This window comes from Mesorhizobium sp. LHD-90, from assembly GCF_030929505.1.
Lineage (GTDB): Bacteria > Pseudomonadota > Alphaproteobacteria > Rhizobiales > Rhizobiaceae > Kumtagia.
The window spans coordinates 61,202-83,149 of record NZ_JAVFVV010000019.1; the positions used below are offsets into that span (position 1 = coordinate 61,202).

Here is a 21,948-nt window from a genome sequence, read left to right on the forward strand (position 1 = left end):
CAGTCTCAGGCAAGGAAAGCGGCGTTCTCGCTGACCAGCGCGACACGCAGCTTCTCCAGCGCGCGGCTTTCGATCTGGCGCACGCGTTCCTTGGAGATGCCAAGCGACGCGCCGAGCGATTCCAACGTGGCGCCATCGTCCTGCAGCCGGCGTTTGGCGATGATCTGTCGCTCCCGCTCGGTGAGTACGCCCAGCGCCTTGCGCAGCCAGCCGGAGCGCCGCTCGACATCGATGGTCTCGCCCACGATCTCGTCTGGAAGCGGGTCGTCGGATACGAGAAAATCCATGCGGTCGGCCGATCCCGCACCTTCGTCGCCCACTGGCGCATTCAGCGAGGAATCCGGGTTGGAGAGGCGGCAGTCCATCAGCGCCACATCGGCCTCCGACACGCCCAGTTCCGAGGAGATTTCCTTGTAGAGCGCCGGCCCGGACAGCATGCGGTCGCCACTCGCCAGCCGCGCCCTGAGGCGACGCAGGTTGAAGAACAGGGCCTTTTGCGCGGAGCTGGTGCCGCCGCGCACGATCGACCAGTTGCGCAATATGTAGTCCTGCATGGAAGCGCGAATCCACCATGTCGCGTAGGTAGAGAAGCGCACATCGCGCTCCGGCTCGAAGCGGGCGGCTGCTTCCAGCAGGCCGACATGGCCCTCCTGGATCAGATCGCCCATCGAGAGACCAAAATGGCGGAACCGCGCGGCCATGGAGATGACCAGCCGCATATGGGCGATGGTGATGCGGTGCATGGCGTCCTGATCTTGATGATCGCGCCATCGCTGCGCCAGGGCGCGTTCCTCGGCGCGCTCGAGATAGGGGGCGGCCATCGCCGCATTGATCATCGACCTTCTGGCTTTGTCGTCCATGACCGTCGTCCCGAAAAAGAGGTCGTCCCCGCCCCCGGAAATCTAGAACTGGCGGATCGGGAAGGTTCACGGGCCGGACGAAATCACGTTGGCGTGAGGCAATACGCGCGCGCCGGCCCGGAGTTTTTCATGCTCCGCACTAATCCCAAAACGCTGGGTTTCCGCCTTGGTTCCGGACTTTGCGTCGCACGACTTCGTGAACAGCGGTACCTGCCGGACGAGACATAGCGAGCGCGAGTTCGCCCCCGAACGGTCAATGCCGGCGCGACAATTCCCTGGTCGCCGCGTCGAGACCGGCAAGCGTGAGCGGATACATGCGGTCGGCGAAGGTTGCGCGGATCAGCTCGATCGAGTGGGTATAGGCCCAGTGCTTTCGCTGCACCGGGTTCAGCCACACCGCGTTCGGCCATTGCCCGAGGACGCGGCGCAGCCAGACCGCGCCGGCTTCCGGGTTCCAGTGCTCGACCGAGCCGCCCGGCAGGGAGATTTCGTAGGGGCTCATCGAGGCATCGCCGACGAAGATTGCCTTGTAGTCGTGGCCGTATCGGTGCAGCACGTCGAAGGTCGGGATCACTTCGGAGTGGCGGCGACGATTGTCCTTCCACACGCCTTCGTAGAGGCAGTTGTGGAAATAGAAATATTCGAGCTGGCGGAACTCCGCCCGGGCCGCGGAGAACAGCTCTTCGACGATACTGATGTGGTCGTCCATGGAGCCGCCGACGTCGAAGAACATCAGGAGCTTGACCGCATTGCGCCGTTCCGGCCGCGTCTTCACGTCGAGATAGCCGTGCTCGGCGGTGGCGTGGATGGTGCCGGGCAGGTCGAGCTCCTCCTCCGCGCCCTCGCGCACCCAGCGGCGCAGGCGCTTCAGCGCCACCTTGATGTTGCGGGTGCCGAGCTCGACCGAATCGTCGAAGTTCTTGAACTCGCGCTTGTCCCACACCTTGACGGCGCGGCGGTGGCGGCTTTCGTGCTGGCCGATGCGTATGCCTTCGGGATTGTAGCCATAGGCGCCGAACGGCGAGGTTCCGGCGGTGCCGATCCATTTCGAGCCGCCCTGGTGGCGGCCCGTCTGCTCCTCCAGGCGCTTTTTCAGCGTCTCCATCAGCTTTTCCCAGCCACCGAGCGCCTCGACCAGCTTCTTCTCGTCATCGGTGAGGTGCTTTTCGGCGAGCCGCCGCAGCCATTCCTCGGGCAATTCCGCGACATCGATCGCCGCCTCGCCCGTCAGAACCTCCACGCCCTTGAAAACATGCGCGAAAACCTGGTCGAAGCGGTCGATGTGGCGCTCGTCCTTCACCAGTGTCGAGCGCGCCAGGTAATAAAAGCCTTCGACGTCATAATCGACGAGGTGTGCTTCCATACCTTCGAGCAGCGTCAGATACTCGCGCAGCGAGACCGGAACTTTCGCGGCTTTCAGTTCGAGGAAGAAGGGGAGGAACACGGCCAGGCTCAGTCCTTCGCTGCCATATCGGTTCGCCCTGCGGAAACCAGCCGCGCAATCCAGAAACCGATGAACATGGCGGCAAGGAACACCAGCGCGCCGGGCTGGCCGAGACCGAGCGCCGTCAGCGCCGGGCCGGGACAGAAACCGCCCAGGCCCCAGCCGATGCCGAAAACCGCTGCGCCGCCCAGAAGGCGGCCATCGATCGCGGTTTTCGTCGGCACCTTGAAACCGTCTGCCATCAGCGGCCGGTCGCGGCGCAGAACCACGCGATAGCCGATGAAAGCGACAAGCACCCCGCCTCCCATCACGAAGGCCAGCGAGGGATCCCAGGTCCCCGCGAGATCAAGGAAATTCAGCACCTTGTCTGGATCCGACATGCCGGAGACAACCAGGCCGATACCGAACAGTAGCCCGAGCAACACATTCACGATGAGAGACATCTTCAGGCCCCCACAACGTGACGGACGACGAAAACGGTCAAGAATGCCGTTGCCATAAACGTGACAACCGCCGCCAGAGACCTCGGCGAAAGGCGCGACAATCCGCAGACGCCATGCCCGCTGGTGCAGCCGCTCCCCAACGCCGTGCCGAAGCCGACCAGCAAGCCGGCGGCTCCCATCAACGGCAGATTCGAGGAAACGGTTTGAACGATCGGCACGCCCGTCACTGCCATTACAGCAAAAGGCGCGGCCACGAGTCCCATGACGAAGCCGAGGGGAGCGAGTGGCAGTCCACCGCGAAAGGGCGGCAGCAGCCGCGCGGCAATGCCGCTGACGCCGGCCACGCGGCCCTCGATGGCCATCAGCAACACTGCGGAAAGGCCGATCAGAGCGCCGCCAATCAATGACGCCAAAGGCGTGAACTCAGTCATCGTGCAATCCTGGGTGGGAGGTGGCGAGTCGCGTCCGCATCACCGCCATATCGGCCTACAAAAGGTCGTACTCGATGAACCCCGTGCGGCGCGCGACATGGTCGTAGAGCCGCCGCGCGGTGGCATTGGTTTCGTGGGTCATCCAGTAGACGTTGGTGACGCCCTTTTCGGCGGCGGCTTGGCGCACCGCTTGGATCAGCGTAGCGCCGACGCCCTTGCCCCGGACCTCCGGGTCGGCGAACAGATCCTGCAAATAGCAATTGTCCGCCTCGGCCCAGCAGGAGCGATGAAATAGGTAGTGGGTCAGCCCCACCGGCTTGCCGTCCAGAAGGGCGAGAAGGCCTTTCGGCTCGAACACGCCGCCATCGAAAAGGCGCTGCCAGGTCGACGCATAAACCTGTTCCGGAAGGACGGTATTGTAGAAGGTCAGGTAGGCGGTCCAGAGGCGGCGCCAATCCGGATGGTCCGACTGCTGGAGAGGGCGAACGACGATGGGGGACATGCTTTCTCGCGATCCTTCAGGACAGGTTCTGGACCTTATAGGCGCTGCCGCTCGCCGCGACGATAGTGCAGCCGCATCATATCGTTGCCATCTACACGTTCACGTCCGGCCTCTGCGGAAGAACGCTCGCTTCGGCAAGCGGGCGTGGACACGGTCAGATGGCACCCTTCGGCGCGGCCAAGGCTTTTTTGATGGCCGGCAGGAAACGTTCGACCATCAGGTCAACGCCGGCAGGATTGGGGTGCATGCCGTCTTCCAGTTGCAACTGCCTGTTGCCGGCAACGCCGTCGAGAAAGAACGGATAAAGCACCAGGCCGTATTTCGCTGCGAGATCGGGATAGATCGCATCGAAGGCGGCCTGATAGTCGGCCCCGAGATTGGGCGCGGCGCGCATGCCGGCAAGCAGCACCGTGATGCCGCGCTTCTGCAATCGCATGATCATCTGATCGAGGTTCTTGCGGGTGATGTCGGGCGTTATGCCGCGCAGCATGTCGTTGGCGCCGAGTTCGAGGATGACGATCTCGGTCCCGTCCGGCACCGACCAGTCGAGCCGCGCCAATCCGCCGCTGGAGGTGTCGCCGGAAACCCCGGCATTGGTGATCACGACATCGTGACCTTTTGCCTTCAGCGCCGCTTGCAGCCTGTCGGTGAAGCCGAGGCCGGTATCCAGCATGTAGCCGGCCATCAAACTGTCGCCGAAACCCACGATTTTGCGCGGCTCGGCCCATGCCGGTGCAAGACCTATCACCGCCGCCATCATCGCCGCGGCGACAAAAAGCATGAAACGTTTGAAAGCCATGCACAAAAGCCCATATGACGAAAACGTGCCGCCGATTTCCCACCGAATATAGGGCTATTCCGTGACCGCAGAAGCCGTCATCGAACTTCGCGACGTGTCGTTGACGCTGGGCGAAGGCGCCTCCTCAGTGCATGTGCTGAAAAACATCAGCCTCGATGTGGTGGCCGGCGAGACCGCCGGCATCGTCGGCCCGTCGGGTTCCGGAAAATCAACGCTGCTGATGGTGCTGGCAGGCCTCGAGGGCGTTGACAGCGGCACGGTGCGCATTGCCGGAAAGCTGCTCAACGGCAAGAGCGAGGACGAGATCGCAGCCTTCCGCGGCCGCACCATCGGCATCGTCTTCCAGTCCTTCCACCTGATCCCCAACATGACGGCGCTGGAAAACGTCGCGGTGCCGCTGGAGCTGGCGGGCCATGCGGATCCGTTCGGCTGGGCGGCGCGTGAACTCGCGGCTGTCGGCCTGAGCGAGCGGCTGACGCATTATCCCGGCGAACTGTCCGGCGGCGAGCAGCAGCGTGTGGCGATCGCCCGCGCGCTGGCGCCGTCGCCGCGCATCCTGATCGCCGACGAGCCGACTGGCAATCTCGACCAGGCGACCGGGAGGCAGATCGCCGACCTGCTGTTTTCCGAGGCCGCCGAGCGCGGCACCACGCTGGTGTTGGTCACCCACGATCCGTCGCTCGCCGCCCGCTGCTCGCGGCAGATTTCCATGCGCTCGGGGCGCATCGAAGCGGGTGCGCCTCGGCTCGCGGTGTCGGCGTAAGAGTTGGACCGATGGCGGCTATCGTCCAGCAAGGTATGGCTCGCGACCAGCGGTCGACAATGCCGCTGCGCAATCTCAAGCTCGCCCTGCGCTTCGCGCTGCGCGAGATGCGCGGCGGCATGTCCGGCTTCCTGATCTTCCTGACCTGCATCGCGCTGGGCGTGGCGGCGATCGGCGGCGTCAACTCGGTGGCGCAGGCGATCACCGCTGGTGTTGCGGCGGAAGGCCAGGCGTTGCTCGGCGGCGATATCCGCTTCGAACTCAACCAGCGCGAGGCGACCGAAAGCGAGGCCACTTTCCTGAACGGGCTGGGCACGCTCGCCGTCAGCGCCAACATGCGCTCCATGGCCCGGCTGGAGGACGGCTCCGATCAGGCGCTGGTGGAGGCCAAGGCCGTTGACGGCGCCTATCCGCTCTATGGCGAGCTGGTCACGGAGCCGGCGCAGTCGCGGCAGGATCTGTTCGGCGAGAAGGACGGCGTGTTCGGTGCGGCCGCGCCCGACCTTCTGTTCGAGCGGCTCGGCTTGCAGCCGGGAGACCGGATAAAGCTGGGCAACGCCACCTTCGAACTGCGCGCAAAACTGACAGGCGAGCCGGACGCCATCTCCGACGGTTTTGGTTTTGCGCCGCGGCTGCTGCTTTCCATGGAGGGGCTCCGCGCGTCCGGCCTGGTGCAGCCGGGCAGTCTTGTCGAGCATGCTTACAAGATCCGGTTGCCCGCGGGGACGAGCGATGCGCGACTGAAGGAAATCCGCGAGGAAGCGACGAAAAAATTCCCGGAAGCCGGCTGGAGCATCCGCACTCGCAGCAACGCCGCGCCGGCGTTGTCCTCCAATATCGAGCGCTTTTCGCAGTTCCTGACGCTGGTCGGGCTGACCGCGCTGGTGGTGGGCGGCGTCGGCGTCGCCAACGCCGTTGGCGCCTATCTCGACGGCAAGCGCGGTGTGATCGCCACCTTCAAGAGCCTCGGCGCGTCCGGCGGTTTCGTCTTCACGCTGTATCTGGCGCAGATCATGATCATCGCGGCGATCGGCATCGCTTTGGGTCTCGTGCTGGCGGCGCTGATGCCGTTCGCGGCGAGTGCGGCACTTTCCTCGCTGATCCCCGTGCCGACCGAAGGCGGCATCTATCCAGGTGCGCTGGCGCTGGCCGCCGTGTTCGGCGTGCTGGTGACGCTGGCCTTCGCCATCCTGCCGCTGGGACGGGCGCGTGACGTGCCGGCGACCGCGCTGTTCCGCGAGGCGGGCATCGGCGGACGCGGGCTGCCGCGCTGGATCTATCTGGCGACGACGCTCGGCATCGCAGCACTTCTGGCCGCCCTGTCGGTCTGGTTCGCGACGGACCGGCGCATCGCCGCGATCTTCGTCGGCGCGGCGCTGTTCGCCTTCATCGTGCTGCGCGCGGTCGGGCTGCTCGTGCAAGGACTGGCGCGCCGCGCCCCGCGCGTGCGCTCCACCGCGCTCAGGCTGGCGCTGGGCAACATCCATCGGCCGGGCGCGCTGACGCCGTCGGTGGTGCTGTCGCTCGGCCTCGGCCTGACGCTGCTGGTGACGCTGGCCCTCATCGACGGCGATCTGCGCCGGCAGATTTCCGGAAGCCTGCCCGAGCGCGCGCCGAACTTCTTCTTCGTCGACATCCAGGCGGCTGACGTCGACGCCTTCAGCACTCTGGTCGGCACGCTGTCGCCCGAGGGCAAGCTGATGCGGGTGCCGATGCTGCGCGGCCGCATCATGGCGCTGGACGGCGTCGACGTGCAGCAGGTCAAGGTGCCGCCGGAAGGGGCCTGGGTGCTGCGCGGCGACCGCGGCATCACCTATTCCGCGACGGTGCCTGAAAACGCCACGCTTTCCGAAGGCGAATGGTGGCCGCAAGATTATGCCGGCGAGCCGCTGGTGTCCTTCTCCGCAGAGGAAGCGCGGCAGATCGGCCTGAAGATCGGCGATACGGTTACCGTCAACGTGCTCGGCCGCAACGTCACCGCAAGAATCGCCAGCCTGCGCGAGGTGAAGTGGGAATCGATGGGCATCAACTTCGTCATGGTGTTCTCGCCCAACACCTTTGCCGGTGCGCCGCACGCATGGCTGGCGACTCTGACCGCCCGCGACGCACCGCCCGCGGAGGAGGCGCGTATCCTCAACCAGGTGACGCGGGCCTATCCGGCGGTGACCACCGTTCGGGTGAAGGATGCGCTCGACATCGTCAACCGGCTGGTCGAGCAACTCGGCACCGCGATCCGCGCCGCGGCAAGCGTAGCGCTGATCGCCTCGGTGCTGGTGCTGTCGGGGGCGCTCGCCGCCGGCAACCGGGCGCGCATCCACGATGCGGTGGTGCTGAAGACGCTGGGCGCGACACGCAAGACGCTGATCGCCGCCTTCTCGCTGGAATACATGCTGATCGGGCTGGCGACGGCGGTGTTCGCGCTGGCCGCCGGCGGCGTGGCGGCCTGGTTCGTGGTGGCGCGCATCATGACCCTGCCGTCGAGTTTTTCGCCGGCAGTGGCGGCGGGCACCGTAGCGGTCGCGCTGGTGCTCACCGTCGGCATCGGCCTGATCGGCACCTGGCGGGTGTTGGGGCATAAGGCGGCGCCGGTGTTGAGGAATCTGTAGGGGAGTAGGGGAGTAGGGGAGTAGGGGAGTAGGGGAGTAGGATGGACAGGTCTCCCCGAACCGAAAAGCACTTTGTGATCGATCAGCATCCCTACTGCCCTATTCCCTTACTCCCCTACTCCCTTGGCGCCGCCGCAGGCGGCACCCCATCAAATTCGTATGAGATCGTAGAAAATCGTTGCCTCACGCGGGGTTTCAGCCGGTAACGGCTCTTGTCCTTCGCCGCGAGACGCATCATATTCTGCCCTAGGCATGCTGGAGCCCCGCCAGCGGCGCCTGGGCGTGACCACGCCTGACACCCGACGGGGCAGAAGCAACAGAGGAAATCTATGGCTGACCTTCGCAACTATCAGGCGCGCGTCGCGGCGGGTTCCCGCGCTGACGCAGCCATCGACGAGGGCCTGCGCGCCTATATGCTCAAGGTGTACAACCTGATGGCGCTGGGCCTCGCGATCACCGGCTTCGCCGCGCTCGGCATCATCATGATGACCACCACCAACGATCCGGCTGCTGCCGCCGCCACCCTCGGCAACGGCAAGATGCTGACCGCGTTCGGCGTCACCTTCTTCACCTCGCCGCTGAAGTGGGTGGTCATGCTCGCCCCGCTCGGCATGGTGTTCTTCCTGAGCGCCCGCGTCCATACGCTCAGCGTTTCGGCCGCGCAGACCTCGTTCTGGATCTTCGCCGCGCTGATGGGTCTGTCGCTGTCGTCGATCTTCCTGGTCTACACGGCGCAGAGCATCACGCAGACCTTCTTCATCACCGCGGCCGCCTTCGGCGCGCTGTCGCTGTTCGGCTACACCACCAAGCGCGACCTGACCGGCTGGGGCACGTTCCTGTTCATGGGCATGATCGGCCTGCTCATCGCCATGGTGGTGAACATTTTCCTGGCGTCGCCGGCCCTGCAGTTCGCCATCTCGGCGATCGGCGTGCTGGTGTTCGCGGGCCTCACCGCCTACGACACGCAGAAGATCAAGGAGATGTACTGGGAAGGCGACGACACGCTGGTGGCCGGCCGCAAGGCGATCATGGGTGCGCTGACGCTCTACCTCGACTTCATCAACCTGTTCACCTTCCTGCTGTCGTTCCTCGGCAATCGCGAGTAGTCGCGCCGATACGCAGTCCGGACTGGACCAAAGGGCGGCCGCGTGGCCGCCCTTTTCTTTTGCGCGCGACCGCTCTATCCGTAGGCATCTTTGGAGTGTGCCTAGATCATGAGCAGTATCGTGCTGAGGGATGCCGTCGAGGCGGACCTCGATACCATCACTGAAATCTATGCCGACGCTGTCATCCACGGCACCGCTACCTATGAACTGGAGCCGCCGACCCGCGCCGAGATGGACGCCCGGTTCGCGACGCTGCAAGGCGGCGGCTTTCCCTACATCGTCGCCGAGACGCCGGACGGCATCTGCGGCTATGCCTATGCCGGCCCGTTCCGGCCGCGCCCGGCCTATCGTTTCATCGTCGAGGACTCGATCTACATGGCGCCGGCCGCCAAAGGGCAGGGCGTAGGCGCGCTGCTGCTCAAGGAACTGATCGCGCGCTGCGAGGCGCTCGGCTTCCGCCAGCTTGTCGCCGTGATCGGCGACGGCAGGCCGGAAAGCCCGTCGGTGCGGCTGCACGAAAAGCTGGGATTCCGGCATTCGGGCAAGCTCGACGGGTCGGGCTACAAGCACGGACGTTGGCTGGATACGGTCTTCATGCAGCTTGCCATGAATGGCGGCGCGGACCGGGGGCCGGACGCGGAGTCGTGGCCGGAGCGGCGGTTTGGAGGGGAATAGGGGGAGTAGGGGAGTAGGGGAGTAGGGGAGTAGGGGAGTAGGGGAGTAGGGTTATGAACTCGATGAAAGTTTGCGGATGAGAAGCCGAAGAAGCTTTCCGACACTTTCAGCACTCGTGAGCAAGGTGTCCGTTGTTGCCTTTGGCGCAACGCCTGTACGCTCAGCAATCAGCAGATGTGTCTCCAACTCCTTCAACGATCCTTGAGCGATTCGGAGAAATTGCTGGTAGGAACCACGAATTTCGCGACCATAACCTTCTGCGATATTCGCGGGAATCGAACTCGCGGCGCGCCGCACCTGACTGGTAAGGCCATACATTTCTTCTTTAGGCCAGGATTTGGTCGCACCGTAAACTGCCACCGCAAGATCCATGGCTTGATTCCAGACGAGTAAATCCTTGTAGGAGCCGGTTTTCTCCTCCATCTGCCTACTCCCCTACTCCCCTACTCCCCTACTCCCCTACTCCCCTACTTTCACGCCCCGACCAACCTGAGCTTGCTGTCGAAGAAGCCGAGCACCCGCGCCAGCTCGTGACCGCGCTTCAGCACCGCGCCGGTGGCGGCGACGACGGAAAACATGCCCTGCTTGCGCGCCAGCCTCGGATCCTTGACGATCTGGAACAGCGGCACGTCAAGGGCGCGGCGGTAGACCGAGAAAACGGCGCGCTCGTGCAGATGGTCGATGGCGTAGTCGCGCCACTCATTGGCGGCGACCATGCGACCGTAGAGCCTGAGAATCTGGTCCAGTTCGCGTCTGTCGAACGATACCGGGATGTCCAACCGCTCACGCCTTGCCGCGTGGAGCGGAATCAATATTGCGGATTCGTCCCCACCCTCCCATCCGCTGCGATCGGTCATCCGGATTCGCCTTTCATGACGGTTTCACGACATGAAAAACTCGCGCGTTCGCGGCGAAATTGCAAGGCCGTCGAATCGCGGGGAAAACCGCTTGCGAAGTAAAATCACATTGTATCACGAATTATATCGTAATGTTACGATTGGTGAAGTTTCGCCACATTCTCGCCATTTTTTATCCAAGCTGACGCCCCATTGTCCGACGAATTTAACCCCGTTGCCTGAGACGGTTCGGTCCGGCACCGGCTCGTAACCCCAAGCCCCCCGCCCACGGGCCTGCGTCGGATCGAACCAACCTCGGCTGTCCGCCATGGATGGGCCAGGTAACGATCCCAAATCTGAAACCGGTGTCGGTCTACGGCGCCGGTTTTTTCGTGTCGGGGCCCGACAAGGGGCTGCCTATGGACGTTCCGCGCCGCAAAAAATCTTGCCTGTGCGGAAACATGAGCTTCGCTCGGGTGCCTACTTCGTCGATGGAGGTTCCGGATTGCGAATCACCGTCGCGCCGAGAATCGCGCCAGGCAAACCGTCCTTGGTGACTTCCTGCAGCAGCGCCGCGGCGCCGCCTTTCTTCGCAATCTCGCTGGCGGGCAGTTCGAAGCGGGCGGCCTCGCCATGCCACATTCCGGCCGTCTGCACCTCGGTGACGGCGTTCCAGTAGGTGATGGTGCTGCCGTTATTCTCGCCGCGCTCGATCGACACGGGATTGGCGCCGTCGAAATAGACCAGCACAAGATGCGCCTTGCTGCGGGCCGGCCCTGAACCTGTCTGGATGACGATGCTTTCGCCCTGCTGCTTGGCCTTGATGTCGACCAGCATGCCCTTGCCGGAATTGCCGAGCGTCTCCAGCGTTCCTTTCACAGCGGCTTTCTTGGCGCCGTTGACGTGGACGCGGCCGTTGATGACGGCCTGCGGCGTATAGACGGATCGGATGCCGAAGGCGCGGCCATAGTCGCGCTGACGCTGCGTATTCTCGGGCTTCGCCAAAGTGTCGCGCCAGCCGAGATAGTCCCAGTAGTCGACATGATAGGCGAGCGCCACCACTTCGCCCTTGCGGACCAGTTCCGTGAAGAATGCATCGGCGGGCGGACAGGAATTGCATCCCTGGCTGGTGAACAGTTCGACGACGCCGAGCGGCTTGCGTGATTCGGCAAGCGCCGTCCCGCCGACAAGGGCAAAGCCCATCACCACCAGCGCGAACGCCGCCAGTTTGGTCAGTTTTTCGCGCTTCATGGCGATTCCAGAGGTTTTCGCCAGTGGCACCGGCTTATCTTTTTCTTCATCAAACAATAGGCAGATGCATATTTCAACGGGAAGTCACGTTGCGGTGAGATACGGGCAGGCCGATGGACTTCACACACGTCGCGCATGTCGACCTCTACTGCGAGCGAACCGGGCCTGAATTCTGGTCGGAGCCGACCAACGCGCTGACCAATCTGGCTTTCGTCGCCGCCGGCGTCTGGGGCGTCTACACGGTTCGGCGGCGCCGCGCCGGCACGTTTTCCGAGGTACTCGCCTGGTGGGTCGTGGTGATCGGCATCGGCTCGGCGCTGTTTCACACCTTTGCCAACGCGGTCACAATCTGGTTCGACATCCTGCCGATCGCCGGCTTCACGCTGGCCTACACGCTATTCAACCTCAGGCGCTTCGTCGGCATGCCCTGGGGCAAGGCACTCGCCATTTTTGTCGGCTTCTATGTGGTGGTCGGCGCTATCACCGCGCTGGTGCCAGCCTGGCTGCGCGAGGCCAGCAATGGCACGACGGGTTACCTGCCGCCGTTCCTGGCGCTTATCTTCTTCGGCATATTGGTCGTGCGGGCGGGCAGCCCGGCCGGCTGGTACAACATCGCCGCCGCCTGCATCTTCGTCGGCTCGGTCGTCTGCCGGGTGATCGATCCGCTGGTGTGCGAATCGTTCCCGCTCGGCACGCATTTCCTCTGGCACCTGCTCAACGGCCTGATGCTCGGCGTACTGCTGGCGGCCGTCGCACGCTATGGCGCGCCGCCAAAAGAAAACCCGCGGGCGCATCTCGCGCCCGCGGGTTGACATTCGACGAAACCTAAGCGTCAGGCGGCCAGGTCGCGCAGCACGTACTGCAAGATGCCGCCGTTCTTGAAATAGTCGAGTTCGTCGACCGTATCGATGCGGCAGAGGATCGGCACTTCTTTCACCGCACCGTCGGCCGACGTCACCTTCGCCACCATCTTCTGGCGCGGGCGGATAGTTTCCAGCCCATCGATCTCGACGGTCTCGTCGCCCTTCAGCCCAAGCGAGGCCCAGGACGTGCCCTCCTCGAAGGTGAAGGGAATGACACCCATGCCGACCAGGTTGGAGCGGTGGATGCGCTCGAACGACTGAGCGATGACAGCCCTGACACCGAGCAGGTTGGTGCCCTTAGCTGCCCAGTCGCGCGACGAGCCATTGCCGTATTCGACGCCAGCGAAGATCACCAGCGGCACGCCCTGATCCTTATATTCCATCGCGGCGTCGTAAATCGGCATCTCCTCCTTCGAGGGGTAGTGGATCGTGTAGCCGCCTTCGCGCCCGTTCTCGCCCAGCATGTGGTTGCGGATGCGGATATTGGCGAAGGTGCCGCGCATCATGACCTCATGGTTGCCGCGCCGCGTGCCGTACTGGTTGAAGTCAGCGACGCCGACACCATTGTCGGTAAGGTACTTGCCCGCCGGCGAGGCGGCCTTGATCGAACCGGCCGGCGAGATGTGGTCGGTGGTGATCTTGTCGCCGAACAGGCCCAGGATGCGGGCGCCCTTGATATCGCTGACCCGGCCATACGTCTTCTTCATGTCTGCAAAGTAGGGCGGGTTCTGCACGTAGGTCGAGGAATCGTCCCAGGCGTAGGTCTGGCCTTCCGGCACCTTGACCTTCTGCCAGTTCTCGTCGCCCTTGAACACGTCGGCATATTTGCGCGCGAACAGTTCGCGCGTCACGTTCTCCTCGATGAAGGCGTTAATCTCGGCCGTCGTCGGCCAGATGTCCTTAAGGTAGACCGGCTTCCCGTCGCGGTCCTCGCCGATCGGCTCGGTGGTGAGATCCTTGGTCACCGTTCCGGCCAGCGCATGGGCGACCACCAGCGGCGGCGAGGCGAGGTAGTTCGCCTGCACGTCGGGCGACACGCGGCCCTCGAAATTGCGGTTGCCCGAGAGCACGGCCGCGGCGATCAGACCCTTGTCGTTGATGGTTTTCGAGATCGGCGCCGGCAGCGGGCCGGAATTGCCGATGCAGGTGGTGCAGCCGAAGCCGACGAGGTTGAAGCCGATCTGGTCGAGCTCCTTCTGCAGGCCCGATTTTTCCAGATATTCCGCCACGACCTGCGAGCCCGGCGCCAGCGAGGTCTTCACCCAGGGCTTCTGCTTGAGCCCTAGCCGGTTGGCGTTGCGGGCAAGCAGCCCGGCGCCGATCAGAACCGACGGATTCGAGGTGTTGGTGCAGGAGGTGATGGCGGCGATCACCACGTCCCCGTGGCCGAGATCGAAATCCTCGCCCTCGACTTCATAGCGCTTATGCGTGTCGACCGTCCTTTTGTAGTCCTTTTCCATGGCGGCGGCGAAACCGGCGGCGATGCCTTCCAGCGCTACGCGACCCTCCGGACGTTTCGGCCCGGCCATCGACGGCACGACATCGCCCATGTCGAGTTCGAGCAAGTCGGTGAACACCGGATCCGGCGAGGTGCGGTCGCGCCACATGCCTTGCGCCTTGGAATACTCCTCGACCAGCGCGATGCGCGCCTCGGAGCGGCCGGACATGGTGAGATAGCGGATGGTCTCGGCGTCGACCGGGAAGAAGCCGCAAGTCGCGCCATATTCCGGCGCCATGTTGCCGATCGTGGCGCGGTCGGCCAGCGTCATGTTGGACAGGCCGGGGCCGAAGAATTCCACGAACTTGCCGACCACGCCCTTCTTGCGCAGCATCTGCGTGACGGTGAGCACCAGGTCGGTGGCGGTGACGCCTTCCCGGAGCCGGCCGGTGAGGCGGAATCCGATGACCTCCGGCAGCAGCATCGATACAGGCTGACCGAGCATCGCGGCTTCCGCCTCGATGCCGCCGACCCCCCAGCCGAGCACGCCGAGGCCGTTGATCATGGTGGTGTGGGAATCGGTGCCGACGCAGGTGTCGGGATAGGCCGTGGTTTCGCCGCCCTCGCTGTTGGTCCACACCACCTGGCCAAGATATTCGAGGTTGACCTGGTGGCAGATGCCGGTGCCGGGCGGCACCACGCGGAAATTGCGGAACGCCTGCTGGCCCCATTTCAGGAACTTGTAGCGCTCCTGGTTGCGCTCATATTCGAGCTCGACATTGCGGGCGAAAGCCATTGGCGTGCCGAACTCGTCGACGATGACGGAATGGTCGATGACGAGGTCGACCGGCACCAGTGGATTGATCTTTTGCGGATCGCCGCCGAGCGCGGCGATGCCGTCGCGCATGGCCGCAAGGTCCACGACTGCCGGCACGCCCGTAAAATCCTGCATCAGCACGCGGGCCGGGCGATAGGCGATCTCGACGCCGGCGGCGCCCTTGTCGTTCAGCCAGGCGGCAACCGCCTTGATGCTGTCCTTGGTGACGGAGCGGCCGTCCTCGTTGCGCAGCAGGTTTTCAAGCAGCACCTTCATCGAATAGGGCAACTGCGAGGCGCCGGCGAGGCCGTTCTTCTCGGCTTCGACCAGGCTGTAATAGACATACTCCGCCCCGCCCGCGGTCAGGGTGCGGCGGCAATTGAAACTGTCGAGAGATTTGGACACGGATGACCCCATCTAGTCTGTTCTGCCTTCGAGGGAACGGACTCCGATGGGCATGCAATCACGCGCAAAGGTGCGGGTACGGCCATTTCCGCTGTCCGCTCCCGAGCGCCCGGCCGTTGAGAACGGCGCGAATGCTGGTCCGGCACATATAAGGTTGCCTTCCCCGACCGCTGGGGTTGGTAATCCGCATATAGAGAAATTCGTGGAATAGTTCTAGACACGCAGATGCCATTTTTGCTGCGCCGCACATGCTGGCGGCCCAGGCTCCGGACGAAAGAAGAAAAATGCGGCTGATCGCCGACAATCTTGGCGGCGAACGCGGCGGCGAAATGGTGTTTTCCGATGTTTCCTTCGGGCTCTATGAAGGCGGTGCGCTGATCGTCACCGGGCCGAACGGGTCGGGCAAATCGACGCTGCTCAGAATTGTCGCCGGGCTGCTGCCGGTCGCCACAGGGGTGGTGGCGATCGAAGCCGGCGAAGCATTTCCGACAGTCTCCTCCGCCTGCCACTATCTCGGCCACCAGAACGCGATGAAGACGGCGCTGACCGTCGAGGAGAACCTTCACTTCTGGCGCGATTATTTTGGGACGCCGCGCCTTCCGCCGGATGACGCGCTGGAACAGGTCGGACTGGGCGGGTTGGGCCACCTGCCGTTTTCCGTCTTGTCGACCGGGCAGAAGCGCCGTGCGGCTATCGCCCGGCTGCTGGTCTCCTACCGACCCGTCTGGCTGCTCGACGAGCCGACCGCCGGGCTGGATGCGGCTTCGGAGGCGCGATTCGCCGAGCTGATGGCCACTCACCGAGGCGATGGCGGCATCGTGATCGCCGCCACGCACCTGCCGCTCGGGCTAGAGGGTGCGCAGGAACTGCGGATGGGCCAGCCATGTTAGCCCTCTTCCTCCGCGACCTGCGTCTCGGCATCCGCGCCGGCGGCGGGGCGCTAACCGGCATCGTGTTTTTCCTGGCGCTGGTGGCGACCATCCCCTTCGGCGTCGGCCCGGACCTCAACCTGCTCGCCCGCATCGGCCCGGCGATCCTGTGGATCGGCGCGCTGCTCGCCTCGCTGCTGGGGCTCGACCGGCTGTTCCAGGCCGACCGCGAAGACGGCTCGCTGGACCTGTTGCTGCTTGCCGAGGACCGCCACATGCTGGCTTTGACCGTATTGGTGAAATGCCTGGCGCATTGGACGGCGAGCGTCCTGCCGCTGGTTGTCGCCTCGCCGCTGCTTGGGCTGTTCATGAATGTCGAGCCGGCCGGGCTCGGCGCCGCCGCGCTGACGCTGCTGGTCGGCACGCCGGCCATCACCTTCGTCGGCGCGGCGGGTGCTGCCGTCTCCGTGGCGCTGCCGCGCGGCGGGCTGATGATCTCGGTGCTGGTGCTGCCGCTCACTATCCCCGTGCTGATCTTTGGTGTGTCGGCGACCTACGGCGCCGTGGCCGACCCGGCCCCGTTCCTGCAACCTTTCCTCATCCTCTGCGCGCTGACGCTGTTTCTCGCCGTCGTCGGGCCGCTGGCGGCCAGCGCGGCGCTGAGGCATGCGGACTGAGGGCCAATCCGCCGCACTTTGGGCGAATTGATGCAGTTGGGTCGAGCCGCTAGGGTGCGTCCTTCCAAGCTCGTCCGCTCAGGCTTGCGCCTGAACTTCAGTCGCCCCTGCGGGCTCGCACCTCGGAATGAGGACCGTCAGTGACCGCCCACGCGCTTTATGTGACCGCCGCCTACTCCGCCTCGGCGATCGTGCTGGCCGGCCTGATCGGCTGGATCCTGCTCGACGGCCGGGCGCGCCGGCGCGAGCTTGCGGCGCTGGAGGCGAGCGGCGTCCGGCGGCGCTCCGACAAGGCCGCGCCGTGAGCCTCGACCGTTCGGAAACGACGAGCGCAGGGCCGCGCCAACCTGCCGAGACGGATCAGGCGGAGCAAAAACGGCCACGAAAACTGCTGGCGCTACTGCCGTTGGCGATCTTTCTCGCGCTGGCCGCGATCTTCTTTTCACAACTGCTTTCGGGCCGTGACATCGGCACCGTGCCGTCGGCGCTGATCGGAGCGCCGGCGCCGGCGACGAACCTGCCGCCCGTCGACGGGCTCGGCCTGCCGGGACTGGACAACGCCGCCTTCGCAGGCAAGGTCACGGTGCTGAACGTCTGGGCGTCGTGGTGCGCGCCTTGCCGCCAGGAACATCCGATATTGATGGCGCTGTCGCAGGACAAGCGGTTTCAGATCGCCGGGCTGAACTACAAGGACGCGCCGGAAAACGCCCGGCGTTTCCTCGGCGACCTCGGCAATCCGTTCGCGCTGGTCGGCGCCGACCAGAAGGGCCGCACCGCGATCGACTGGGGCGTTTATGGCGTGCCGGAAACCTTCGTCGTCGGCCGCGACGGCAAGATCCTTTACAAGCATGTCGGCCCACTCGACGCCGAGGGCGCGCAAAAGACGCTCCTGCCGGAAATCGAGAAGGCGCTGGCCGCCGGACAGTAGGCCAAAAGCAAACGGCCGCCGGTTGACCGACGGCCGTTGTTTGACGCGACTGTTACGCGGGACTCGAGCCCCGAAAGCCCGTCGCGGGCCTTTTCAGCGGCCGTACACTTCCTTGTAGGCGTGATGCAGCATGTCGGCGCGGTTGCCGTTGATGTCGGCGAGGTCGCGATGCGTCATGCCCATGATCTCGTCGACCATCTGGTTGTAGCGGCGACGCTTGGCGATACGGTCACGGGTGTTGTTGATCAGCGTGGAAAACATTTGCGAGGATCCCTTGCTAGGCCGCCTTGCGGCGACCGGGTTGTTCCTCCCTCACGCCGCATAGATTGGCATGTCGCGCGTGCATTGCAACATTCTATGCTGCATTGCAGCAATGCATGTCATGCATGGCGCAAAATACTGAAATCACGGGCTTTTCAATCTTGCCGGATGAATTGAACGAAGCCGGCAAGGCAGTTTGCTATTGCCTGCCGCCATTTTGCGTCGTCGAGAACGGTCGCGTATTCGGCCAGCTTCTTCCCGAGCAGCGGCACCTCGAGTTCGGGTGCGGCAAATATCCGGAAGGACATCGTGCGCAGCACCTCCCGCAATGCTTCCCGCGAAACCAGGGAGCGGTGCGAGGCATGGACGAGCATGACCGGCTTGCCGACCGCGGCCGGCCCGGACACCAGCCAGTCGAGCGCGTTCTTCAGGCCGCCTGGAATGCCGTGTGCATATTCGGGGCACGAGATGACTAGGCCGTCGGCGGCGCAAACAGCCTCGTTCCAACGCGCGGCTGCCGCCGGCGTGCGTTCGCCTTCGTTGTCAGGATTGTAGATCGGCAGGCCGCCTAGCTGGTCATGGAGGTCAAGCCTACAGCCCAGTGGCATCTCGTGTTGCATAGCGCGAAGGAGCGCGGTGTTGGTGGAGACAGCACGAAGGCTGCCGGAAAGGCCAAGCAGTTTCACCGATGAGCCCGGTTGCGGCTCACCACATGGACTGGCGATAGGCGTCGTCCAGCCAGCGGTCGGTCTGCTCGGCGGTCTCGGCCAGCGCAAGCTGGTCCTTGAGAATCTCGCCCAGCGTCGGCATTTCGGCGCGGGGCCGCCACTTTTCCGGCGCCCACAAGTCGGAACGCATGAATGCCTTGGCGCAGTGCATGTAGACTGCGCGGGCCTTCACCACGATGACGCTCTGCGGCGCCTTGCCGTCGACGGCGAGCCGCTCGCGCAGGGTTGCGTCCAGCGTGATGCGTGCCTCACCGTTGATGCGCAGCGTCTCGTTCATGCCGGGAATGAGGAACAGCAGGCCGATCGCCGGGTTGTCCAGGATGTTTTCCAGCGTGTCGAGCCGGTTGTTGCCCGGCCGGTCGGGGATCGCCAGCGTAATCTCGTCGAGAACGGCTACGAAGCCGGGCTTGTCGCCTTTCGGCGTCACGTCGGCATTGCCCTTGCCGTCAGACGAGCCGATCAGCACGAACGGGCTCTTGGCAATGAAATTGCGGCAATGGGGGTCGAGTATGCGCAGTTCCTTGCGCAGCGCCCCTTCCTGCGCCGGCTTGTACTGCTGGCGCAACTGCTCGCGCGTGGTGATGAATTCCATCGGCTCCCCCTATTTGCCCGGCGTCTCGTCCAGCGAATGCCGCATGATCAGCGGCATCTGCGATAGCGTGAAGACCAGAGTGATCGGCATGATGCCCCAGACCTTGAACGCCACCCATGTGTCAGTCGAGAAATTGCGCCAGACCACCTCGTTGGCGATCGCCAGGAACAGGAAGAACAGACCCCAGCGCAAGGTGAGCTTTCGCCAGCCGTCGGCGTCGAGCTTGAAGGCGGAATCGAAGACATAGCCAAGCAGCGATTTTTGGAACAGAAGCCCGCCGAGCAGAACGCCGCCGAACAGCGTGTTGACGATGGTCGGCTTCATCTTGATGAACACGTCGTCCTGCAGATAGAGCGTCAGCGCACCGAAGATGAAGACAACGACGCCGGAAACCAGCGGCATGATCGGCAGGGTGCGGGTCAGCAGCCAGGACGCGGCGAGGGCGATGGCGGTTGCCACCATGAACAGGCCGGTGGCGATGAAGATCGGCCCGCCAAGTTCCGCCAGCGCCGGGAATTTCTGCGCCAGCCATTCGCCGCGTGTGTTGGCGAAGAAGAAGACGACCAGTGGCCCGAGCTCCAGCGCGAGCTTGAGCAGCGGGTTGATTTCTTTCTTGCGCGGATCGCTTGGGTCGCGTTCGAGGATGTGCTTGCTCATGGCTACCCCACCCCCGCGATCGCCTTGGCGAAATCGCTCGCGGAAAACGGTTCGAGATCGTCGACCTGCTCGCCGACACCGATGAAATAGACCGGCAGTCTATGCTTCGCCGCAATGGCGACAAGGATGCCGCCGCGCGCCGTGCCGTCCAGCTTGGTCATCACCAGCCCGTTGACGCCGGCGACGTTGCGGAAAATCTCGACCTGGTTGAGCGCGTTCTGGCCGGTCGTGGCGTCGACTGTCTGCAACACGGTGTGCGGCGCTTCCGGATCGTGTTTTCCCAACACGCGAACGATCTTTTCCAGCTCGGCCATCAGCTCGGCCTTGTTTTGCAGGCGGCCGGCAGTGTCGATGATCAGCACATCGGAGCCGGCTTCTTTTGCCTTTTCGAAGGCGTCCCAGGCGAGGCCGGCGGCATCGGCGCCGAGTTTCGAGGAAACCACGGGCGAACCGGTGCGCTCGCCCCAGATCTTCAGTTGCTCGATCGCCGCGGCGCGAAACGTGTCGCCGGCCGCGAGCATGACCGACAACCCGCCCTGCCGGAGCTTCGCCGCGAGCTTGCCGATGGTCGTGGTTTTGCCCGTGCCGTTGACGCCGACAACCAGGATGACATGTGGCTTGTGGGAAAGATCGAGCTCCAGCGCCTTCGCCACCGGCGTCAGCACCTTTTCGACCTCCTGCGCCATGATGGCGCGCACTTCCGTGTCGGAGACGTCCTTACCGTAGCGCGACGAGGCCAGCGTGTCGGTGACGCGGAGCGCCGTCTCCATGCCGAGATCGGCGCGGATCAGCACGTCCTCCAGTTCCTCCAGCGTCTCCTCGTCGAGCTTGCGCTTGGTAAAAATGCCGGCGATCGAGCCGGTCAGTTCGCGCGACGAACGCGACAGGCCGTCGCGCAGCCGCTGGAACCAGGTCTTTTTCGGTTCGGGCGTGGGGGCAGAGGGCGCGGGTTCCGCCTTGCGTTCGACCGATTTGGCGACGGTGACTTTGCCCGCGGGAGCGATGGGAGTTGGCGGAACGGCCGGGCGCGGCTCCTCTCCCCCCTCGAGGGGGAGATGGCCCGAAGGGCCAGAGGGGGTTGTTGCGGCAGTGCTCGGCGCTTCTTCTTTAACATCGCGCACGGCGGTGACGAGAGGGTCGCGCACTTCATCTGCGACCCCACCCCGCCCAGCCTCGATCGCGTTGATCTCGTTGCGGACGTCCGGACCAACCGAGTCGCGATCGAGGCTGGGCGACCCTCCCCTCAGGGGGGAGGGGAGCGTCGCGCTTGGCTTCGGCGGCGCGGGAACCTCGACCGGAGGAGCCTCCGGAACTTCGACGGGTACGGAAGGAGGAATTTCTACCGGCGCAGGCTGGGGCTGTTCGGCCGGTTGCGGCGGAACTTCCGGGGCGGGCGTCGCCGGCCGTTCCGGAACCGCTGGCTCGTGCGGGATTTCGGGAGCGGGTTGCGGGACCGGTTCGGGCTTGGCCGGCTCCTCGGGGATTTCCGGCGGAGCCGGGGCAGGTTCCGGCGCAGGTTCCGGTTCGACTTCCGGCGCGGGTGTCTTTGGCTCGGGTTCCGGCGCGGGAGACGGGATCGGCTCCGGAGCGGGCGCCGGAACGTCCGGCTCCGCAGGTTTAGGTTCGGTTGGTGCCGGCTCTTCTCCCCCCTTGAGGGGGAGATGGTCCGAAGGACCAGAGGGGGTCGCCTCGGCAGTGCTCGGCGTTTTTTCTTCGATGTCACGCCCGGCTGGAGGCGAGGAGCCGCGCACTTCATCGGCGACCCCTCCCCGCCCAGCCTGGATCGCGACAGCCTCGTTGCGGACGTCCGGACCGCCAGCGTCGCGATCCAGGCTGGTCGACCCTCCCCTCAAGGGGGAGGGATACGTTGGCGCTGCCGGCGCAAGCTCCTTCAGCGCGTCGAGGTTGAGCGGCGCAAGCGGCTCATCCTCCGCCGGGCGCTGCTCGACCTCCTTGCGGCCGAACGAAAAGACCTTTTTCAGAAAACCCAGCGCCAT

At 64.6% G+C, this 21,948-nt stretch carries 24 protein-coding genes; 9 read left to right on the forward strand and 15 right to left on the reverse strand.

What is annotated here, in order from left to right:
* Window positions 1-5 precede the first annotated feature (5 nt).
* From RB623_RS23545 to RB623_RS23570, 6 genes are all read right to left on the reverse strand, one after another.
* Window positions 6-860: an RNA polymerase factor sigma-32 gene (locus RB623_RS23545; RefSeq protein WP_308059467.1), complete on the reverse strand. Its 855-nt coding sequence runs from the start codon at window positions 858-860 to the stop codon at window positions 6-8.
* Window positions 861-1,113: 253 nt separating this feature from the next.
* Complete coding sequence (locus RB623_RS23550) at window positions 1,114-2,304, reverse strand: VWA domain-containing protein (RefSeq protein ID WP_308059468.1); 1,191 nt, start codon at window positions 2,302-2,304, stop codon at window positions 1,114-1,116.
* An 8-nt stretch (window positions 2,305-2,312) separates the two neighbouring features.
* Window positions 2,313-2,747 carry a DUF6691 family protein gene (locus RB623_RS23555; RefSeq protein ID WP_308059469.1) on the reverse strand — a complete coding sequence of 145 codons (435 nt, stop codon included), beginning with the start codon at window positions 2,745-2,747 and terminating at the stop codon, window positions 2,313-2,315.
* A gap of 2 nt (window positions 2,748-2,749) precedes the next feature.
* Window positions 2,750-3,178 carry a YeeE/YedE family protein gene (locus tag RB623_RS23560; RefSeq protein ID WP_308059470.1) on the reverse strand — a complete coding sequence of 143 codons (429 nt, stop codon included), beginning with the start codon at window positions 3,176-3,178 and terminating at the stop codon, window positions 2,750-2,752.
* A 55-nt stretch (window positions 3,179-3,233) separates the two neighbouring features.
* Window positions 3,234-3,680, reverse strand: coding sequence for a GNAT family N-acetyltransferase (locus RB623_RS23565; RefSeq protein WP_308059471.1), 447 nt, complete (start codon window positions 3,678-3,680; stop codon window positions 3,234-3,236).
* A gap of 154 nt (window positions 3,681-3,834) precedes the next feature.
* Window positions 3,835-4,479, reverse strand: a complete 645-nt coding sequence (locus tag RB623_RS23570; protein WP_308059472.1) for an arylesterase — start codon at window positions 4,477-4,479, stop codon at window positions 3,835-3,837.
* Between the two features lie 61 nt (window positions 4,480-4,540).
* On the opposite strand from RB623_RS23570, the gene RB623_RS23575 reads away from it, so the two are divergent.
* From RB623_RS23575 to RB623_RS23590, 4 genes are all read left to right on the forward strand, one after another.
* The gene (locus RB623_RS23575) at window positions 4,541-5,242 is read left to right on the forward strand and encodes an ABC transporter ATP-binding protein (RefSeq protein ID WP_308059473.1); all 702 of its coding nucleotides are present in this window, start codon (window positions 4,541-4,543) and stop codon (window positions 5,240-5,242) included.
* An 11-nt stretch (window positions 5,243-5,253) separates the two neighbouring features.
* Entirely contained in the window at window positions 5,254-7,848 is a 2,595-nt protein-coding gene (locus RB623_RS23580) for an ABC transporter permease (RefSeq protein ID WP_374121732.1), read from the forward strand.
* Between the two features lie 329 nt (window positions 7,849-8,177).
* The gene (locus RB623_RS23585) at window positions 8,178-8,954 is read left to right on the forward strand and encodes a Bax inhibitor-1/YccA family protein (protein ID WP_308059474.1); all 777 of its coding nucleotides are present in this window, start codon (window positions 8,178-8,180) and stop codon (window positions 8,952-8,954) included.
* 108 nt (window positions 8,955-9,062) lie between these two features.
* Window positions 9,063-9,629: an N-acetyltransferase family protein gene (locus RB623_RS23590; RefSeq protein WP_308059475.1), complete on the forward strand. Its 567-nt coding sequence runs from the start codon at window positions 9,063-9,065 to the stop codon at window positions 9,627-9,629.
* A 51-nt stretch (window positions 9,630-9,680) separates the two neighbouring features.
* Here RB623_RS23590 and RB623_RS23595 read toward each other — a convergent pair whose 3' ends face one another.
* The 3 genes from RB623_RS23595 to RB623_RS23605 all read right to left on the reverse strand — a co-directional run bounded on the left by RB623_RS23595 (window position 9,681) and on the right by RB623_RS23605 (window position 11,716).
* Entirely contained in the window at window positions 9,681-10,052 is a 372-nt protein-coding gene (locus tag RB623_RS23595) for a four helix bundle protein (protein ID WP_308059476.1), read from the reverse strand.
* A 50-nt stretch (window positions 10,053-10,102) separates the two neighbouring features.
* Complete coding sequence (locus RB623_RS23600) at window positions 10,103-10,486, reverse strand: DUF2794 domain-containing protein (RefSeq protein ID WP_308059477.1); 384 nt, start codon at window positions 10,484-10,486, stop codon at window positions 10,103-10,105.
* 459 nt (window positions 10,487-10,945) lie between these two features.
* Window positions 10,946-11,716, reverse strand: coding sequence for a thioredoxin family protein (locus RB623_RS23605; RefSeq protein WP_308059478.1), 771 nt, complete (start codon window positions 11,714-11,716; stop codon window positions 10,946-10,948).
* Window positions 11,717-11,829: 113 nt separating this feature from the next.
* Between RB623_RS23605 and RB623_RS23610 the strand changes: the two genes are divergently transcribed.
* Entirely contained in the window at window positions 11,830-12,528 is a 699-nt protein-coding gene (locus tag RB623_RS23610; protein WP_308059479.1) for a ceramidase domain-containing protein, read from the forward strand.
* Window positions 12,529-12,548: 20 nt separating this feature from the next.
* Here the strand turns inward: RB623_RS23610 and acnA are convergent, their stop codons facing one another.
* Window positions 12,549-15,239 carry an aconitate hydratase AcnA gene (gene acnA, locus RB623_RS23615; protein WP_308059480.1) on the reverse strand — a complete coding sequence of 897 codons (2,691 nt, stop codon included), beginning with the start codon at window positions 15,237-15,239 and terminating at the stop codon, window positions 12,549-12,551.
* 284 nt (window positions 15,240-15,523) lie between these two features.
* On the opposite strand from acnA, the gene ccmA reads away from it, so the two are divergent.
* The 4 genes from ccmA to RB623_RS23635 all read left to right on the forward strand — a co-directional run bounded on the left by ccmA (window position 15,524) and on the right by RB623_RS23635 (window position 17,713).
* Complete coding sequence (gene ccmA / locus RB623_RS23620; RefSeq protein ID WP_308059481.1) at window positions 15,524-16,129, forward strand: heme ABC exporter ATP-binding protein CcmA; 606 nt, start codon at window positions 15,524-15,526, stop codon at window positions 16,127-16,129.
* Window positions 16,123-16,785 (forward strand): heme exporter protein CcmB, encoded by a 663-nt coding sequence (gene ccmB, locus RB623_RS23625; RefSeq protein ID WP_308059483.1) that lies wholly within the window; start codon window positions 16,123-16,125, stop codon window positions 16,783-16,785. The genes ccmA and ccmB overlap by 7 nt, the downstream gene beginning before the upstream one ends.
* 140 nt (window positions 16,786-16,925) lie before the next feature.
* Window positions 16,926-17,090: a heme exporter protein CcmD gene (ccmD, locus tag RB623_RS23630; RefSeq protein WP_308059484.1), complete on the forward strand. Its 165-nt coding sequence runs from the start codon at window positions 16,926-16,928 to the stop codon at window positions 17,088-17,090.
* Between the two features lie 83 nt (window positions 17,091-17,173).
* Window positions 17,174-17,713, forward strand: a complete 540-nt coding sequence (locus tag RB623_RS23635) for a DsbE family thiol:disulfide interchange protein (protein ID WP_308059564.1) — start codon at window positions 17,174-17,176, stop codon at window positions 17,711-17,713.
* Between the two features lie 93 nt (window positions 17,714-17,806).
* Here RB623_RS23635 and RB623_RS23640 read toward each other — a convergent pair whose 3' ends face one another.
* The 5 genes from RB623_RS23640 to ftsY form a co-directional block, all read right to left on the reverse strand.
* Window positions 17,807-17,974 (reverse strand): hypothetical protein, encoded by a 168-nt coding sequence (locus RB623_RS23640; RefSeq protein WP_308059485.1) that lies wholly within the window; start codon window positions 17,972-17,974, stop codon window positions 17,807-17,809.
* A 155-nt stretch (window positions 17,975-18,129) separates the two neighbouring features.
* Entirely contained in the window at window positions 18,130-18,660 is a 531-nt protein-coding gene (locus RB623_RS23645; RefSeq protein WP_308059486.1) for an NADPH-dependent FMN reductase, read from the reverse strand.
* Window positions 18,661-18,679: 19 nt separating this feature from the next.
* Entirely contained in the window at window positions 18,680-19,294 is a 615-nt protein-coding gene (locus RB623_RS23650) for a pyridoxamine 5'-phosphate oxidase family protein (protein ID WP_308059487.1), read from the reverse strand.
* Between the two features lie 9 nt (window positions 19,295-19,303).
* On the reverse strand, window positions 19,304-19,951 hold the full coding sequence (locus RB623_RS23655; RefSeq protein ID WP_308059488.1) for a septation protein A: 648 nt from the start codon (window positions 19,949-19,951) through the stop codon (window positions 19,304-19,306).
* 2 nt (window positions 19,952-19,953) lie between these two features.
* On the reverse strand, window positions 19,954-21,948 hold the full coding sequence (ftsY, locus tag RB623_RS23660; RefSeq protein ID WP_308059489.1) for a signal recognition particle-docking protein FtsY: 1,995 nt from the start codon (window positions 21,946-21,948) through the stop codon (window positions 19,954-19,956).